Source organism: Rhizobium sp. BR 249, from assembly GCF_047445895.1.
GTDB lineage: Bacteria > Pseudomonadota > Alphaproteobacteria > Rhizobiales > Rhizobiaceae > Rhizobium.
Genome location: NZ_JARWKX010000021.1, coordinates 66,777 through 82,952 on the forward strand (window position 1 = coordinate 66,777; position 16,176 = coordinate 82,952).

15 protein-coding genes and 1 pseudogene are annotated in these 16,176 nt (G+C 62.7%); 8 read left to right on the forward strand and 8 right to left on the reverse strand.

Features of this window, described 5'->3' with window-relative positions; translation table 11 throughout:
• Positions 1 to 20: 20 nt before the first annotated feature.
• Positions 21 to 365 carry a nuclear transport factor 2 family protein gene (locus QD408_RS19580; protein WP_414140440.1) on the reverse strand — a complete coding sequence of 115 codons (345 nt, stop codon included), beginning with the start codon at positions 363 to 365 and terminating at the stop codon, positions 21 to 23.
• Positions 366 to 476: 111 nt separating this feature from the next.
• Between QD408_RS19580 and QD408_RS19585 the strand changes: the two genes are divergently transcribed.
• A complete protein-coding gene (locus QD408_RS19585) occupies positions 477 to 1,712 on the forward strand; it encodes a multidrug efflux MFS transporter (RefSeq protein ID WP_414140441.1) in 1,236 nt (411 codons plus the stop codon).
• A gap of 22 nt (positions 1,713 to 1,734) precedes the next feature.
• Here the strand turns inward: QD408_RS19585 and nadE are convergent, their stop codons facing one another.
• Together nadE and QD408_RS19595 are read right to left on the reverse strand one after the other, a co-directional pair.
• Positions 1,735 to 2,568, reverse strand: coding sequence for an ammonia-dependent NAD(+) synthetase (nadE, locus tag QD408_RS19590; RefSeq protein WP_414140442.1), 834 nt, complete (start codon positions 2,566 to 2,568; stop codon positions 1,735 to 1,737).
• Between the two features lie 173 nt (positions 2,569 to 2,741).
• Positions 2,742 to 3,629 (reverse strand): branched-chain amino acid aminotransferase, encoded by an 888-nt coding sequence (locus QD408_RS19595; RefSeq protein ID WP_414140443.1) that lies wholly within the window; start codon positions 3,627 to 3,629, stop codon positions 2,742 to 2,744.
• A gap of 250 nt (positions 3,630 to 3,879) precedes the next feature.
• Here QD408_RS19595 and QD408_RS19600 point away from each other — a divergent pair, with 250 nt between their 5' ends.
• Positions 3,880 to 4,923 carry a zinc-dependent alcohol dehydrogenase family protein gene (locus tag QD408_RS19600; RefSeq protein ID WP_414140444.1) on the forward strand — a complete coding sequence of 348 codons (1,044 nt, stop codon included), beginning with the start codon at positions 3,880 to 3,882 and terminating at the stop codon, positions 4,921 to 4,923.
• Between the two features lie 153 nt (positions 4,924 to 5,076).
• Here QD408_RS19600 and QD408_RS19605 read toward each other — a convergent pair whose 3' ends face one another.
• A complete protein-coding gene (locus QD408_RS19605) occupies positions 5,077 to 5,895 on the reverse strand; it encodes a sugar phosphate isomerase/epimerase family protein (protein WP_414140445.1) in 819 nt (272 codons plus the stop codon).
• 344 nt (positions 5,896 to 6,239) lie between these two features.
• Here QD408_RS19605 and QD408_RS19610 point away from each other — a divergent pair, with 344 nt between their 5' ends.
• The 4 genes from QD408_RS19610 to zwf all read left to right on the forward strand — a co-directional run bounded on the left by QD408_RS19610 (position 6,240) and on the right by zwf (position 10,982).
• Complete coding sequence (locus QD408_RS19610; protein ID WP_414140446.1) at positions 6,240 to 6,704, forward strand: cupin domain-containing protein; 465 nt, start codon at positions 6,240 to 6,242, stop codon at positions 6,702 to 6,704.
• A gap of 490 nt (positions 6,705 to 7,194) precedes the next feature.
• Positions 7,195 to 8,469 (forward strand): hemolysin family protein, encoded by a 1,275-nt coding sequence (locus QD408_RS19615; protein WP_088682226.1) that lies wholly within the window; start codon positions 7,195 to 7,197, stop codon positions 8,467 to 8,469.
• A gap of 75 nt (positions 8,470 to 8,544) precedes the next feature.
• Positions 8,545 to 9,315 carry a trans-aconitate 2-methyltransferase gene (gene tam / locus QD408_RS19620; protein ID WP_088682225.1) on the forward strand — a complete coding sequence of 257 codons (771 nt, stop codon included), beginning with the start codon at positions 8,545 to 8,547 and terminating at the stop codon, positions 9,313 to 9,315.
• 149 nt (positions 9,316 to 9,464) lie between these two features.
• Entirely contained in the window at positions 9,465 to 10,982 is a 1,518-nt protein-coding gene (zwf, locus tag QD408_RS19625) for a glucose-6-phosphate dehydrogenase (protein ID WP_414140447.1), read from the forward strand.
• 20 nt (positions 10,983 to 11,002) lie between these two features.
• Here zwf and QD408_RS19630 read toward each other — a convergent pair whose 3' ends face one another.
• The 3 genes from QD408_RS19630 to QD408_RS19640 all read right to left on the reverse strand — a co-directional run bounded on the left by QD408_RS19630 (position 11,003) and on the right by QD408_RS19640 (position 12,378).
• Positions 11,003 to 11,326 (reverse strand): hypothetical protein, encoded by a 324-nt coding sequence (locus QD408_RS19630; protein WP_088682223.1) that lies wholly within the window; start codon positions 11,324 to 11,326, stop codon positions 11,003 to 11,005.
• A 130-nt stretch (positions 11,327 to 11,456) separates the two neighbouring features.
• Positions 11,457 to 11,912, reverse strand: coding sequence for an NUDIX hydrolase (locus QD408_RS19635; RefSeq protein ID WP_414140448.1), 456 nt, complete (start codon positions 11,910 to 11,912; stop codon positions 11,457 to 11,459).
• Positions 11,913 to 11,985: 73 nt separating this feature from the next.
• On the reverse strand, positions 11,986 to 12,378 hold the full coding sequence (locus tag QD408_RS19640) for a hypothetical protein (RefSeq protein WP_088682220.1): 393 nt from the start codon (positions 12,376 to 12,378) through the stop codon (positions 11,986 to 11,988).
• Between the two features lie 224 nt (positions 12,379 to 12,602).
• On the opposite strand from QD408_RS19640, the gene QD408_RS19645 reads away from it, so the two are divergent.
• Complete coding sequence (locus tag QD408_RS19645) at positions 12,603 to 14,168, forward strand: helicase HerA-like C-terminal domain-containing protein (RefSeq protein ID WP_414140449.1); 1,566 nt, start codon at positions 12,603 to 12,605, stop codon at positions 14,166 to 14,168.
• A 133-nt stretch (positions 14,169 to 14,301) separates the two neighbouring features.
• On the opposite strand, the gene QD408_RS19650 is transcribed toward QD408_RS19645, so the two are convergent.
• Positions 14,302 to 14,577, reverse strand: a complete 276-nt coding sequence (locus QD408_RS19650; protein ID WP_414140450.1) for a hypothetical protein — start codon at positions 14,575 to 14,577, stop codon at positions 14,302 to 14,304.
• Here QD408_RS19650 and QD408_RS19655 point away from each other — a divergent pair.
• Positions 14,576 to 16,169: pseudogene (locus QD408_RS19655) on the forward strand (ABC-F family ATP-binding cassette domain-containing protein). The gene QD408_RS19650 and the pseudogene QD408_RS19655 overlap by 2 nt on opposite strands.
• The last annotated feature ends 7 nt before the right edge of the window (positions 16,170 to 16,176 follow it).

Sequence of the window (16,176 nt, forward strand, 5' to 3'; positions counted from 1 at the left end):
GCGATCTCCGCCTCAGCCGGTTACAGATTCCGGCCGAAATAGACCTCCACGGAGGCGATCTTCTCCCCGTGGAAGCGAAGGCTCTCCATGTTGGCGAAGCTCGCGCCGTCGCGTTTTTCGGCGCGGTAGCGAACAACAGCCTCGTCGCGGTCGACTGCCAGGAATTCGATCTCGATACCGCGGAAGAACGGCTCCTTCGGCCAGCAGCGCTCAAAATACGCAGCCCGGTCGATATGGTCGTCGCGCGGGCTGGAGAAGGTGAAATCCTCGGTCAACATGGCGCCGACGATATCCTTGCGGTCGTCGAGATAGGCGGCGTAGAGATCGCGGACGATTTGCTTTCGGGATGAGTCCATAGCGTTCATGACAATGTGCTCCGATCATCCGATTGCATAGCGCAATCAGTTATGTTCTAGCACTTTTACCCGAGATGATCCAGATTGCGGCGCAACTGCGCTACAGGATCGATGCAAGGCATGACGGACACGCAATGGGACGCCAGTGTTAAACCAGGCTCGATCTACTGGAAACGCAACCTCGCCATCTCGCTGATCGGCTCCTTCACCACGATCGTGGCGATGACGCTGCTGCTTCCCTTCCTGCCGCTTTATGTCGAGGAACTCGGTGTCACCGACCATGCGGCGATCGTGCAATGGTCCGGCATCGCCTATGGCGCCACCTTCCTTGCCGCGGCACTCGTCGCGCCCCTCTGGGGTCGGCTCGGCGATATTTACGGCCGCAAGCTGATGCTGGTGCGCGCAAGCCTCGGCATGACGCTGGCGATCTCGCTGATGGGCATGGCCGGCAATGTCTGGCAGCTGGTGGCGCTACGCCTCTTCGTCGGGCTTGCCGGCGGTTACTCCTCCGGTTCGATGGTGCTGGTGGCGACACAAACGCCGAAGGATCGGTCCGCCTGGGCGCTCGGCGTTCTCTCTTCCGGCATCATGGCCGGCAATCTCGTCGGCCCCCTGATCGGCGGAGCGCTGCCGCCGATCATCGGCATCCGCGGCACGTTTCTTGCCGCCGGCGGCATGATCTTCCTCGCTTTTCTCGCCACGGCTTTTTTGATCAAAGAGGAGAAATCACCGGCCCGCAAGCAGGCAGCCAAGGCAAGCGGCGGCTGGAAATCCGTTGCCGACAAGCGGCCCGTCGTCGCGATGCTGGCAACCGGCATGCTTTTGATGTTCGCCAACATGTCGATCGAGCCGATCATCACCGTCTATGTCGCCCAGATCGTGCCTCAGCAAAGCCAGGTGACGATGATCTCAGGCCTCGTCATGTCGGCCGCCGCCCTCGGCAGCATCCTTTCGGCCTCGCGGCTCGGAAAACTAGCCGACCGGATCGGCCATTGGCCGGTCATCGCAGGCGCGCTCGCCATCGCCGGGCTGCTGCTGATCCCGCAGGCCTTCGTCACCAGTTCCTGGCAGCTCATCCTCCTGCGCTTCCTGATGGGGGCGGCACTTGGCGGGCTTCTGCCCTGCATCGCCGCCGTCATCCGCCACAGCGTACCGGATAGCGCGGCCGGCAGCATTCTCGGGCTTTCCATCTCCTCGCAATATGTCGGCCAGGTAGCCGGCCCCCTCCTCGGCGGTTTCGTCGGCGGACATATCGGCATGCGGGCGGTTTTCCTCGGCACTTCACTGCTGCTCGTCGCCGGTGCGGCCTATGCCTGGATGGTGCGGCCGAGGGACGCGACGACGTCAGACGTTTAATAAAGATTCGGCCGGACGATCCTCAGAGAGCGTTGACGGCGACCGGCAGCGCGCGCTTATGGGCGGTCGCCCGATAGGCGGCGAGGATGCGGCGGCGGGAGATCTCGCCGACCGGCTTGCCTTCGAGGAAATCGTCGATTTCGTCATAGGTGACGCCATAGGCCTCCTCGTCGGGACGCAGCGGCCGCTGGTCCTCGAGGTCAGCCGTCGGCACCTTGAAGACCAGTTCGTCAGGCGCACCGAGCGTCTTTGCCAACAGGCGGACGCGGCGCTTGTTGAGGCCGGCGAGCGGCAGGATATCGGCTGCGCCGTCGCCGAATTTGGTGAAGAAGCCCATGACGGCCTCGGCCGCATGATCGGTGCCGATGACGAGGCCGCCGAGCGCACCGGCCAAGGCGAATTGAGCGATCATGCGCTGGCGGGCCTTGATGTTGCCGAAGATGAAATCCTGCCGGCCGGCATCGGCGAAGGCGAGGCCACCGGTCTGAGCGGCGGCCAACATCCCATCCGCCGCGGCCTTGATGTTGACCACCATCGAGCGGTCGGCGCCGATCGTTTCCAGCGCCCGGTTCGCATCGGCCTCGTCCGCCTGAACACCATAGGGAAGCCGCACGGCGATGAACTCTGCCGCATGACCGCTGTCGCGCAGCTCACGTACCGCCTTTTGGGCCAGCAGGGCGGCCGTCAGCGAATCGACGCCGCCGCTGATGCCGAGGACATAGCTGCGCAGGCCTGAGGCCACGAGATAATCCTTGAGGAAAGCAGTTCGCCGTTCGATCTCATGTTCGGGATCAATATCGGCGGCAACGCCGAGCTCACGGATAATGTCGCCTTGTTCGTCAGCCAGAATGGTCATGGGATTCTTTCTTGCTCTGTAGAACTCTCAAGCACTATGACGGAAAGGGAGCGGAAGGCGAAGGCTTCCAAACGGTTTTCACAAGATCGCGCCAGCCCTGCGCTTGCGCTCCGGGCGTTCGCCGCTGCAATCGATTCACTGGATCGATTGCTCCCGCTTCGCGGGATCGCGGCTCACTCCTCGCTCTCGCTCCTGCCGTGGGCCCAGTCCATGTAGAGATCCAGCGCCTTGCGGGTGACCGGGCCTTCCTGGAAATCCCGGCCGTCGAGGCGGGTGACGCCGACGACCTTGGAATAGTTGCCGGTGGTGAAGATTTCGTCGGCCTGTATGAAATCTTCGACGGAAAGCGTTGCTTCGACCACATCGAAACCGGCCTTGCGCAAGAGGCCGATGACGCGGGCGCGGGTGATGCCGGCGAGGAAGGTGCGGTTGGCGGCCGGTGTCACTACCACGCCGTCACGCACCAGGAAGACGTTCGAGGAGGCCGTTTCGACGACGTTGCCGTTCAGATCGCGCACCAGCGCATTGTCGAAGCCGCGGCTGCGGGCCTCCGCGATCATGCGGCCGCTGTTCGGGTAGAGCGATCCGGTCTTGGCCTCGGTCATCGCGGTTTCCGGTGACGGGCGCCGATAGGGAGAGACGGTAAGGCTCGTGCCGCCATGGCCGCCCATCGGCGCCTCGAACAGGCAGAGCGCGAAACGGGTCGATTCGGCGTCGACGGAGACGATGCTGCCGGGCGAACCGTGCTCACCCCAATACATCGGCTTGATGTAGATCGCCGTGGCGCCGTCGAATTTCTCAACGCCTTCCCAGGCAAGCGCTGCGATCTCCTCGGCCGATTTCACCGGCTTCAGCCCAATGGCAAGTGCGGAGCGGTTGATGCGCTGGCAGTGCAGGTCGAGATCCGGGGCGATGCCGTCGAACCAGCGGGCGCCGTCGAAGACCGTGGAGCCGAGCCACATGGCATGCGAAGTGGGCCCGATCAGCGGCGGATTGCCGGGGAGCCATTCTCCATCGACATGGGTCCAGGTGGTTGAGCGCGGTGATGTATCGACGGCCATTTTGCCCTCCCTTATGACGCCGGGAAAGCAAAAACCCCGGCGGCGAGCCGGGTCAAGGACAAATCCGACGCCAAAATACGGAAGCAAGAAAATGCCGGAGGACGGCATCGCGCCGCAATATTCGTGCGCAATGGCAAGCGCTGAAGCGATGGGTGCATCAGCAAAAGTGATGGAATCGAATATTGGAACGTCTGCCCGCCGCATGTCATCATGTCGGGGAATCTCGGATAGGCAGCAAGGGAAGACGCCGATGAAAGCCATGTTTTACGAAGCCTTCGAAAAGGCGCCCGAGATCCGCACCCTGCCCGATCCCACCCCGGCCGAAGACGGTGTCGTCATCGCGGTCGGCGCAAGCGGACTCTGCCGCAGCGACTGGCACGGCTGGATGGGACACGACCCTGATATCCTCCTGCCGCATGTGCCGGGACACGAGCTTGCCGGGCGGATCGTCGCCACCGGCCGCGGCGTGATGCGTTTCAAGGTCGGTGACCGGGTGACCGTGCCTTTCGTTTCGGGCTGCGGCCGTTGCGGCGAATGCCATTCCGGCAACCAGCAGGTCTGCCCCAACCAGTTCCAGCCGGGCTTCACCCATTGGGGCTCCTTCGCCGAATATGTGGCGATCGATTATGCAGACACCAATCTGGTGCATCTGCCGGACACGATCGACGATGCAACGGCGGCAAGTCTCGGCTGCCGCTTCGCCACCTCGTTTCGCGCCGTCGCCGACCAGGCGCGCACCGGCCCCGGCGAATGGATCGCCGTGCATGGCTGCGGCGGTGTCGGCCTTTCGGCGATCATGATCGCCACCGCGCTCGGGGCCAATGCGATCGGCATCGACATTTCGGAAGAGAAGCTCGCCTTCGCACGCAGCTGCGGCGCAGTGGCGACCGTCAATGCGTCAGGCGTCGCAGACGTCGCGGAGGCCGTGCGCGAGATCACCAAGGGCGGCGCGCATGTCTCGATCGACGCGCTCGGCCATCCCGCCACCTGCTTCAACTCGATCAAGAACCTGCGCCGGCGCGGGCGGCATGTGCAGGTGGGGCTGATGCTTGGCGAGCACGCCGCACCTCAGATCCCGATGGCGCAGGTGATCGGCCACGAACTGGAGATCTACGGCAGCCACGGCATGCAGGCCTGGCGTTACGACGCCATGCTGTCGATGCTCGCCTCCGGCAAGATCGCGCCGCAGAAGCTGATCGGACGGCGAGTCAGCCTGGAAGAAGCCGTGCCGGCGCTAATGGCGCTCGACAAGGCGGAGGCGACGGGCATCAGCGTGATCACGCGGTTTTCGTGAGGGAATGGTGCTCTCTCGCCTGTGACGAGCGTCGGAGGAAGTAAGCCGTTGCCACGATTCCGCTTCTCCCCAGCGGGGAGAAGAGGGAACCTAGCCGCGACTTGGTCATCCCATAAGATAGGGCTTCACAGGTTCTCCGCTTTGCAACCCGCCCTATTCAGCCACCCCAATCGAGGCGAGATAGGCCGCAGACGCCGGTATCTTCGACTTGTCCTTGATCTCGATGATCAGACGCGGGTTGCTGTCGAGCCTGCCAAGTGCCGCAAAGACGGCGCGCCAGTGGATCGAGCCTTCGCCGAGGCTCCAATGGCGATCGGCGTATCCGTCGGCATCCTGCAGATGGACATGCTGCAGGTGGTTGCCGGCAGCCTTGATGTAATAATCCACAGGCGGAGCACCGGTATAACCATGGGCATAATGGGCGTGGCCGGTATCGATCGAGACGGCGACGGCCGATGAATTGAAGCTTTCGGCGAGCGCCACGCGGATATGCGGATCCTTGTCCTCGATGTTTTCGATGACCATGGTGCAGCCGATATCCTCGGCGCGCCTGACGGCATCGCGCAGCGTCAGATGCACGCGCTCGATCAGCTCCTCGCGAGCGCCGTCATTATTGTCGAGGTTGTTGTAGGACCATGAGGTGTAGGGACTGTGGACGACCATCTGCGTCGCGCCGATGGCGGCGCAGACATCGAGGCCCTGCAGCAGACGTCTGCTGACGACGGCGCGGATATCGGGATCTTCCGAGGCGATGGTGAAACCCCAGAACGGGCCGTGAATGCCGAGACGGCCGGCATGACCGTCGAGCAGCCGCCTGGCGCGGGCGGCGAGCGGCGTCCAGTCGCCGTTCAGGGTGTCGGCATCGACGAAGCTTTGCAATTCGAGATCGCGGGGCTTTTCGAAAAGCCAATCACGGTGAAGCTCGACTTCATCGAGCGTCACGGCGGCGCCGACGACGGGAAGAGAAGACATGGATGCGCTCCGTAAAGGTGAATGCGAGGGGGCGTGGAGGGCCGGAACAGCCGCCGCGTTCTATGAGCTCCTTCTGTGTCGGCGGTATTACAGGCGCAGCGCCCTCAAAGGGCGGCCGGGACGACCTAGCGCAATTGCCGCAGCCGCACAGGCCTTGCGAAAGCAACCCGCCACACCGATATCACCGCTCATCGGCTTCATGATGCATCGATGCGCGGGAAGCCTGGATCTTGGCGTCAGAGCCGGTGCCGTCGCGGAGACTGGCACGGCGATCCCGGCATCGGGCTGTTGCCAAAAGCGGCGCAAAGGCCTATCGGCTGCGCCCGCAAGAAAAAGAAAGAGACATGATGTCCAACTCATTTGTGAAAAAGCATGCCGAGAACGAGAAGCGATTTTTCGTCCTGGGCGACCGGATCGAACGGCGGCTTCGTCTCCGCGGAAATTGGCTCAACATCTTCGACGTCACCGTGCCGCCCGGCAGCCGGACGCCGAAACATGCGCATGCCAGTCCTGAGGTGTTCCGCATCCTGGAGGGGCGCCTGACGATCTGGCGTCTCACCGACAACGGTCCCGAAGAGATCGAGGCCGGAGCCGGAGACATCGTCACCATCGCGCCCTTCATGGTCCACGGCTACTCCAATCGCGGAACTGTCCCTGCGGTCTTTTCCGCGGTCGTCGATCGGGAGATGGCCGAATTCATCGAAGCGGAAGGCACGACCGAGCCACCGAAGTCCAGCCCTTCGGCTGAGACCATCGCCCGCATGACGGCGGCCGCCAATGCTTACGGGATCACCATCCTGGCGGCCTGACGGCGCAGGAGCAGTGATGCCGGAACGTTTCGAGCGATTTTCGGCATCACGCAGAAATGTCAGAAAACTCCCCAAAACTCTTGCCCAGAACACAGCGCCGCCGTTTTCGAAACTGTCATATCAGTGTGGTACAATGATTTTCGCCCGGCGCCTCTTGCGCCGGATCGGTTTCACCGCCAAAATTGCGCCATGCCTGACAGCGACCCATCCAGTACACGTTCCGCCCGTTCCAGCCGGGATCTCCCGGCCGAAGACGCGGGTGGCCATTGTAGACGGCGTCGCGATCTCCGCCGCGTCCTGGGCCTGTCACGACTTGCGCAGAAAGGGCCGCTTTCCGGAGCCTCGCCGCTGACAGCCCCCTTATGGCCGGCCTCCTCTTGCCCACGGCATATGAATTTCACTTCAGAGGAGTGGTCCTCCGTGACGACGACCGTGCCTCGCCGCGTCGCCTGATGAATGCGGCATTACAACCTCAACGAATAGGGTCCCTGTGTTTCTGGAAATTGGAATTGTGGCGTTTCTCACCATCCTGAATGGTGTGCTCGCCATGTCTGAACTGGCCGTCGTGTCTTCTCGAACGGCCCGCCTGAAGGTTCTCTCCGACAATGGAAGCAAGGGGGCAGCTCAAGCGATCAAACTTGCCGAAAACCCCGGCCGTTTTCTCTCGACCGTGCAGATCGGCATCACGCTGGTCGGCGTTCTCTCGGGCGCGTTCTCGGGAGCCACGCTTGGCGGCCGCCTGGCCGGATGGCTGGTGGCCCAGGGGATATCATCGGCGGCCGCTGACGCCATCGGCGTCGGTTCCGTCGTCGTGGCGATCACATATCTCTCCCTGATCGTCGGCGAACTTGTTCCAAAGCAGATCGCATTGCGGGAACCCGAAGCGGTTGCGGCAAGGGTCGCGCCGGCCATGGCGGTCCTTTCGAAGATCGCGCTGCCGCTCGTATGGCTGCTGAACGCCTCCGGAAATCTTGTCCTCAAGTTGCTCGGCCAAGCGGGAAAAGGCGGCGACAATGTCTCAGACGAAGAGATCAAGACCGTTCTGGCCGAGGCGCAGTCGGCCGGCGTGATCGAAAGCGAAGAGTCCGCGATGATCTCAGGCGTCATGCGGCTGGCGGACCGCACCGCCCGGGCGCTCATGACGCCTCGACGCGACGTCGAAATCATCGATATCGACGACAGCCTCGATGAAATTCGAACGCAGTTGCACCGGACGAAACGGTCGCGGTTGCCCGTTCGGAAAGGCAGCTCGGACGAGGTGATCGGCATCCTTCCGGTCAAGGACTTCTACGACGCCATGTCCGAACACGGCAGTGCCGACATCAAGGCTCTGACGCAGGATGTCCCGGTGGTTTCGGACCTTTCGACTGCCATCAATGTCATCGAAGCCATCCGGAAATCGCCCGTCCACATGGTCCTGGTTTTCGACGAGTACGGTCATTTCGAGGGGATCGTTTCATCAGGAGACATTCTGGAAGCGATCATGGGGGCTCTCCAGGAAGGCCCTGTCGATGAACAGGCCATCGCTCGCCGGGATGACGGTTCGTACCTCGTGTCCGGCTGGACGCCGATTGACGAATTCGCCGAGTTCTTGAACCTTAAGCTCGATGACGATCTCGAATATCAGACCGTGGCCGGCCTGGTGCTGGAAGAGTTGAAACATCTGCCGGAATTGGGCGAGAGCTTCACGAGGGATGGATGGCGCTTCGAAGTCATCGATCTCGACGGGCGGCGCGTGGACAAAATACTTGTGTCTGCTGATTGAACTCGACGGTCGCAACATCGACAAGATCCGCATCCACGACAGGGAAGATGTGGCCTGACAGCAGGAGTGAACCCCATGGCATGGTCCGCAAGCCAGTATGTGAAATTCGAGGATGAGCGCACAAGACCGGCGCGCGACCTTCTGGCGCAAGTGCCGTTGCAGAGCCTTCGCCGCGCCGTTGACCTCGGTTGCGGACCGGGCAACTCGACCGAACTGATCATCGACCGCTACGGGGCGGACGGCATCTCCGGCCTCGACAGCGATTTGAACATGCTGGAGGCAGCCCGCAAGCGGCTTCCGGGTACCGCCTTCGTCGAGGCGGATCTCGCCAGCTGGCAGCCCCAGGAACCGGCCGACCTGCTCTTTGCCAACGCCGTCTTCCAATGGCTGCCCGATCATGTCGATATCTTCGACCGGCTGATGGACGGGCTTTCTCCCGGCGGCGTACTTGCCGTGCAGATGCCCGACAATCTCGGCGAACCCTCGCATCTGGCGATGGAGGAGACCGCGCATGCCGGCCCCTGGAAGGCTGCCTTCGAGGCAAAGAGCGTGCGTCGCAAGGGACTACCTGCGCCGTCCACCTATTACTCCCGGCTGATCGCCAAAGCCTCGCGCGTCGATATCTGGCACACCATCTACAATCACCCGATGGCCGATGCGGCCGCGATCGTCGAATGGGTGAAGGGGACCGGGCTGATGCCCTATCTCTCCCATGCCGGTGATAGATATCGCGAGGCATTTCTCGCCGACTATCTCGAGCGGGTGGAAAGAGCCTATCCGAAACTGTCGGACGGGCGCGTGCTGCTCAGATTTCCAAGAATTTTCATGGTTGCCGTGAAGGCATAAACTCAATCGCGACCAATGGGCGCACGTTGCGGAAATCGACGCGCGCGCACTTCAAATTGATGTCAAACGCTTGTTATCGCTCGCCCTCATGGTGCTTGCGGCGAAACAGGCAGGCATTATAGTCGGCCGAAATCTCGGGAGATGACATCATGGACGCTGCCCCTACTCCACCGGTCACCCTCGTCATCTTCGGCGCCACAGGCGACCTGACGCGCCGCCTGCTGGTGCCGGCGATCATCAACCTGACGCGGAGCCGTCTCGTCGGCGAGGATCTCCACATTCTCGGCATCGGCATCGAGCAGGGCGACGACGAGTTCCTACGCGGGCGGCTCGACGATTTCCTGAGCCATCTGCACGGCGAAGAGCAAACGGTGAAGGATGAGGCGTGGGAGAGCCTGCGCCGGCGCATTTCCTATATGCCCGGGGATTTCACCAAGGATGAGATCTTCATCGAGATCGGCAGGCGGCTGGGGCCGAATGCCAATGCCGCCTTCTATCTTGCCGTGCCGCCGTCATTCTTCGGAACGATCGTCGAAAAGCTCGCCGCACATGGCCTGACCGACGAAAAGGACGGCACCTTCCGCCGGATCGCCATCGAGAAGCCGTTCGGCACCGATCTCGCTTCAGCGCAGGCTCTCAATGCACAGATCCTTGCTCAGGTTGCAGAAAGCCAAGTCTACCGGCTCGACCATTTCCTCGGCAAGGAAACGGTGCAGAACCTGATGACGGCGCGATTTGCCAACATGATCATCGAGTCCTTGTGGAACAGCCGCTACATCGACCATGTGCAGATCACTGCTGCCGAGATCGTCGATGTCGGCAGCCGCGGCAAATTCTACGATGCGACAGGCGCGCTGCGCGACATGGTGCCGAACCATCTCTTCCAGCTGCTGGCGATGATCGCCATGGAGCCGCCGAACAGCTTCGATGCCGAAGCGATCCGCAACGAGAAGAGCAAAGTGCTGAAAGCTCTGCGCATCTATACGCCCGAGGAGGCGAAGACGCACGGCGTACGCGGCACCTATGCGGCGGGTCCGCTCAACAGCGTCGAGCTTCCGGCCTTTCGCGACACCAAGGACGTCTCGCCGGACAGCCGGACGGAAACCTTCGTCGCCCTGAAACTCTATGCCGATACATGGCGCTGGGCCGGCGTGCCCTTCTACCTCAGGACCGGCAAGGCGCTGACAGCGCGCGATACCGAGATCGTCATCACCTTCCAGCCGGTGCCCTTCGCGCAGTTCCGCGAAACCGAAGTCAATCGCCGCCTGCCGCCGAACCGGCTGGTCATCCAGGTGCAGCCGGACGAGGGCATGAGCATGGAAATCTCGATCAAGTCGCCGGGACTTTCGGTCGATACCGTGCCTGTCTCGCTCGACTTCCGCTATGCTGACAAGTTCGATATCGGCAAGACGACCGGCTATGAGTCGCTGCTCTATGACCTCTTCATCGGCGACCAGACGCTGTTCCAGCGCGCCGACGGCATCGAGGCCGGCTGGGCGGCCGTCCAGCCCTTTCTCGACATTTGGAGCAAGGATGCGGCCACGCCCGACGCCTACGCGCCGGGCAGCATGGGGCCGGCCTGCGCCGATGAGCTTATCCAGCGCGACGGGCGGCAGTGGCATGAACTCGGCGTTGTGCTGCATCGAAGCGAAGAGAACGGCAAATAACGCCGTTCTCCCCGCCGCTCTCAGTTTCCGCTGTTGTCCGGGCAGGCAGGATTGACGGAGGCGCCGCTATTGCCGCCCTGCGTGGCAAGAGCGCCACGGGCCTTGCGCGGCGGGCAGCGCGCCCAATCGACGGGGCCGCTTAATGGTTCACTGCCGACGCTGCCCGTTTCGAACGAGTCGAGCGGGATCGTCAGTCCGCTTTGCGTTTCGGCTCCCGGCGCGGTGCCGAGCGGCGGCGTGCCGTCGAAACGACCGCTGGCGTCCATGCCCATGTTCGACTGGGCAAGAACCGGGGCTGAGAGGCTAAGGAGAGCGATCGAAGTTGCTGCAATCAACCTGCGCATGATGCTGTTCCTCCTGGTTTCAACGATGCGATAATAACAGCAATTCGATCTCCGTGGTTCCCCATGGAGCAGGCCGGACGATCAAAGTTTGGCGATTGAATATGGTCCTTGCGGCGGCGGTGCTTCCAGCTCAGCCGCACCAGCGCGACAGGATGTTTTCGAGGCCAGTCGGATAGAGTTCCATGCGGGCGTCACGCAGCATATCGCGGCCAAACCAGCGCGCTGTCGCTGCGGTCTCATCGAGTTCGGAGTAACGGATTTCATCGCGCTCGTAGAGCGATGAATCGACCAGTTCGATATCGGCGGCGAAGATGAATTCATGACCGGTCGCGCCGTGATGCTCGAAGATGTTTTCGAGAAGGTGCCACGGACCGACGATACGGATTGCCGTCTCCAACTCCTCCCTGAATTCGCGGTGCAGGGCCTCTTCGCGAGTTTCGCCGAATTCGATCGAGCCGCCCAGCGGGCGAACACCTTTGATGAGGCCGCGGTCATCCTCCACCTCCGCGGCGAGCAGCCGATCTTCCCGCCAGGCAAGACCGATCACCTTCACTCTGATCTGCTGCGGCGGGCGCCAGACCGTCATGCGGTTCCCTTCTACGCGGAAAAATAGAAAGCCCCGCAGCGAATACCACGAGGCCTTTCTGTTCCGCCGCCGTTTAGACGAACTGGCTGAGGCCGGGAACGGAAGCGACCACCTCGTCGACGACCTCCTCGCCGGCGTATTGCTTGGCAATGGCGATGGTTTCCTTGGCAAGCGAAGTGATCTCGCCCATGCCGAGGCCCTCGCCCATCAGCTGCTGGCCGAGGCCCATGATGCCGCCGCCGCCGAGCGCGCTCATCAGCCCGCCGAGGAGACCGCCGCCGCCGGCACCTGCGCCGTTGAACTGGGCGACGAGATCGGCGCCGCCGGGGATCGCCTCGATCATCCGGGCGACAGGACCGTCGGCAGCTTCGCGCTGCAGGAAGCCGAGCATCATGCCGAGCGCCTTTTCGGCCAGATCCGGCGCGATACCTACGCGATCAGCGATCTGAGTCACAATTTCATTCATCGTCAGCCTCCTTATTATTTTGACGTTAACGTCAACGTTAATCGAGATTCGGCCGCAACTCAAGCGGCCCATCCGGCCAGCACATTGTCCGGTTTCGCTATCAATGCAACCAGTTGTTCGCATCCGCCTCCCTGCTTATAACAGAGAAACAATGGTTCGATGAAGGCGGCGGAAGAACCCATGCCTTTCGACACAAGCGGCGTAGGCCGAGGGAGACATTCCGAATGCTCGAGGAAGGTAAGATTTTCATCGGCGCGAGCCGCAATCCCGATGACAGCATCAACAAGCCGGAATATCTCGACCTGAAATTCGGCAACCGTCACGGCCTCGTCACCGGCGCCACCGGCACCGGCAAGACGGTGACGCTGCAGGTGCTGGCGGAAGGCTTCTCCCGCGCCGGCGTCCCGGTCTTTGCCGCCGATATCAAGGGCGACCTTTCCGGCATCGCCGCCAAGGGCGAGACCAAGGATTTCCTGACCAAGCGCGCCGAGCAGATCGGTTTTGCCGATTACGAATTCGACCAGTTTCCGGTCATTTTCTGGGATCTGTTCGGGCAGAAGGGCCATCGGGTGCGCACCACCGTCGCCGAAATGGGACCGCTGCTGCTCGCCCGGCTGATGGATGCCTCGGAGCCGCAGGAAGGCGTCATCAACATCGCCTTCAAGATCGCCGATCAGGCCGGGCTGCCGCTGCTCGACCTCAAGGATTTCACGTCGCTGCTCAATTATATGGGCGAGAACGCCAGTGAGCTTTCCAGCCAATACGGCCTGATCTCCAAGGCTTCGGTCGGCTCGATCCAGCGGGCGCTGCTCGTTCTTGAGCAGCAGGGCGCCGAGCACTTCTTCGGCGAGCCGGCGCTGAAGATTACCGACATCATGCGCACCAGCAATAACGGCTACGGCCAGATCTCGGTGCTTGCCGCCGACAAGCTGATGATGAACCCGCGCCTCTACGCCACTTTCCTGCTCTGGCTGCTCTCCGAGTTCTTCGAGGAACTGCCGGAAGTGGGCGATCCGGAAAAGCCGAAGCTGGTCTTTTTCTTCGACGAAGCGCATCTGCTCTTCAACGACGCGCCGAAGGTGCTCATCGAACGCGTCGAGCAGGTGGTCCGGCTGATCCGCTCCAAGGGCGTCGGCGTCTATTTCGTGACGCAGAACCCGCTCGACGTGCCGGAAACGGTGCTTGCCCAGCTCGGCAACCGCGTCCAGCATGCGTTGCGCGCCTATTCGCCGCGCGAGCAGAAGGCGGTGAAGACGGCAGCCGACACGTTCCGCCCGAACCCGGCCTTCGATTGCGCCACCGTCATCACCACGCTCGGCACCGGCGAGGCGCTGGTCTCGACGCTGGAGGCCAAAGGCGCGCCATCGATCGTCGAGCGCACGCTGATCCGCCCGCCTTCAGGCCGCGTCGGCCCGCTGACGGATCCAGAACGTCAGCAGATCATGGACAGGAGCCCGGTTCTCGGTGTCTACGACGAAGACGTCGACCGCGAATCCGCATTCGAGATTCTCGCGGCCCGAGCAAAGAAGGCAGCGGACGCCGATGCCGCCAAGCGGGCGCAGGACGACGCGGCCCAGCAACAGTCGGGCAGCACCACCTCAGGCTGGACAATACCGGGCTTCGGCGGCGATGACGACAGCCAGCAAGGCCGCGGACAATCACGCGGCCGGGCTTCCGGTTATCAGCGCGAGACGGTGATGGAGGCCGCAATGAAGAGCGTGGCGCGCACGGTGGCGACCCAAGTCGGCCGGGCGCTGGTGCGCGGGATATTGGGAAGCTTGAAACGGTAGGGTCACGATCTGAATTGTTTCGGGAACCGGTTCTCCGTACAGGCCGGCGCCCCCTCATCCGCCTGCCGGCACCTTCTCCCCGCTGGGGAGAAGGGAAGCAAGCCGCAAGGCGCCGAATTGGCGATAGGTGGGTTTAATAACGGCAGAACAGCGCCGCATATCTCTCCTCCCCTCGGGGAGAAGATGCCGGCAGGCAGATGAGGGGGCTCCGAACTCCCACTTTTCCGTCGCCATGATGTGAGGCTGACAAGATCATATCTACCACCTGAATACCTGCCGTGCCTTGAACCCGACGCCTTTCTTCCCTAGATTCCTCACCATCGACCATTTCAACAGGATGTGTGCAGCAATGGATTTCAACCCAATCGCAAAGCCGGTTCGCCTTGCCAACGGGGAAATCCATATCCATGCCTGCCTCCATCACCCTCTCGCACATTTCATGGGCCGCGCCTGACGGGCGGTCGCTTTTTTCCGATCTCGACCTGAGCTTCGGGACCGAACGCACCGGCCTCGTCGGACGCAACGGCGTCGGCAAGACGACGCTGCTCAAGCTCGTCTCCGGCGATCTCCGGCCGCAGTCGGGAACGATAGCCGTCGGCGGCAGCCTCGGTGTGCTGCGTCAAAGCGTTCAGGTCGCGGCCGATGAAACCATCGCCGATCTCTTCGGCGTGGCCGGGGCGCTTGAACTTCTTCATCGTGCGGGAACCGGCGCGGCAACGGCCGACGAGCTCGCCTCGGCGGATTGGATGCTGGAGACGCGCATTGCTGCCGCACTCAATCGCACCGGGCTCGACGCAGAACCACAGACGCCACTTGCCGCACTTTCCGGCGGGCAGCGCACACGCGCCGGGCTTGCCGCCCTGATCTTCGCCGAGCCGGATTTCCTGTTGCTCGACGAACCCACAAACAATCTCGACCGCGACGGCCGCGAGGCCGTGATCGCGCTGATATCGGGTTGGCGGGCAGGTGCGATCATCGTCAGCCATGATCGGGAACTGCTCGAAAACGTTGACGCGATCGTCGAGCTGACGTCGCTCGGCGCCGCGCGCTACGGCGGCAACTGGAGCCATTATCGCGAACGCAAGGCTCTCGAGCTTGCGGCCGCCGAGCACGATCTTGCCGATGCCGAAAGGCGCATGGCGGAGGTTGCCAGGAAGGCGCAGGCGACGGTGGAGCATCAGGCGCATAGGGACCGCGCCGGGCGTAAAATGGCCGCCAAGGGCGGTATCCCCCGCATCATGCTCGGCGGCATGAAGGAGCGGAGCGAAACGACAGGCGGCGACAATGCCCGCCTTGCCGAACGCCGGCGCACCCAGGCACTGGAAGAGGCAAAGGCAGCACGCGAAAAGATCGAGATCCTCCAGCCGCTCTCGGTGAAATTGCCGCCGACCGGATTGCCCGCCAACAAGATGGTACTGAAAATGGATGGCGTGACGGCGGGTTATCAGCCGGGCGATCCTATCATCCGCGATCTCTCTTTTGACATGACGGGACCGGAGCACATCGCCGTCAGCGGCAGCAACGGCTCGGGCAAGACGACACTGCTTTCGCTTGTCACCGGCGAACTGAAGCCCTGGGCCGGCACCGTCGGCGTCATGACCGCTTTCGCGATGCTCGATCAGACGGTGAGCCTCCTCGATCCGTCAGCTTCGATCCGCGATAATTTTCGCCGGATCAATCCGCAAGCCGACGAAAATACCTGCCGGGCAGCCCTCGCCCGTTTCATGTTCAGGGCCGATGCCGCGCTGCAGGTGGTCTCGACTGAGCGGCGGGCAATTGCTGCGCGCCGGCCTCGCCTGCACGCTCGGCGCAGCACCCCCGCCGCTTCTGATCCTCGACGAGCCGACCAATCACCTCGATATCGATTCGATCGCCGCGGTCGAAGCCGGACTGCGGGCCTATGACGGCGCACTGCTCGTCGTCAGCCACGACGAGACGTTCCTTGAGAACATCGGGATAACGCGGCGGCTGGGACTGCACGGCGCCGGGCCGGCCGGATAATTCCGGC

Bases quoted from the DNA above. Each gene is read 5' to 3' on its own strand.
- QD408_RS19580 (WP_414140440.1), bottom strand. From the start codon at position 365: ATGAACGCTATGGACTCATCCCGAAAGCAAATCGTCCGCGATCTCTAC.
- QD408_RS19585 (WP_414140441.1), top strand. From the start codon at position 477: ATGACGGACACGCAATGGGACGCCAGTGTTAAACCAGGCTCGATCTAC.
- nadE (WP_414140442.1), bottom strand. From the start codon at position 2,568: ATGACCATTCTGGCTGACGAACAAGGCGACATTATCCGTGAGCTCGGC.
- QD408_RS19595 (WP_414140443.1), bottom strand. From the start codon at position 3,629: ATGGCCGTCGATACATCACCGCGCTCAACCACCTGGACCCATGTCGAT.
- QD408_RS19600 (WP_414140444.1), top strand. From the start codon at position 3,880: ATGAAAGCCATGTTTTACGAAGCCTTCGAAAAGGCGCCCGAGATCCGC.
- QD408_RS19605 (WP_414140445.1), bottom strand. From the start codon at position 5,895: ATGTCTTCTCTTCCCGTCGTCGGCGCCGCCGTGACGCTCGATGAAGTC.
- QD408_RS19610 (WP_414140446.1), top strand. From the start codon at position 6,240: ATGATGTCCAACTCATTTGTGAAAAAGCATGCCGAGAACGAGAAGCGA.
- tam (WP_088682225.1), top strand. From the start codon at position 8,545: ATGGCATGGTCCGCAAGCCAGTATGTGAAATTCGAGGATGAGCGCACA.
- zwf (WP_414140447.1), top strand. From the start codon at position 9,465: ATGGACGCTGCCCCTACTCCACCGGTCACCCTCGTCATCTTCGGCGCC.
- QD408_RS19630 (WP_088682223.1), bottom strand. From the start codon at position 11,326: ATGCGCAGGTTGATTGCAGCAACTTCGATCGCTCTCCTTAGCCTCTCA.
- QD408_RS19635 (WP_414140448.1), bottom strand. From the start codon at position 11,912: ATGACGGTCTGGCGCCCGCCGCAGCAGATCAGAGTGAAGGTGATCGGT.
- QD408_RS19640 (WP_088682220.1), bottom strand. From the start codon at position 12,378: ATGAATGAAATTGTGACTCAGATCGCTGATCGCGTAGGTATCGCGCCG.
- QD408_RS19645 (WP_414140449.1), top strand. From the start codon at position 12,603: ATGCTCGAGGAAGGTAAGATTTTCATCGGCGCGAGCCGCAATCCCGAT.
- QD408_RS19650 (WP_414140450.1), bottom strand. From the start codon at position 14,577: ATGGATATGGATTTCCCCGTTGGCAAGGCGAACCGGCTTTGCGATTGG.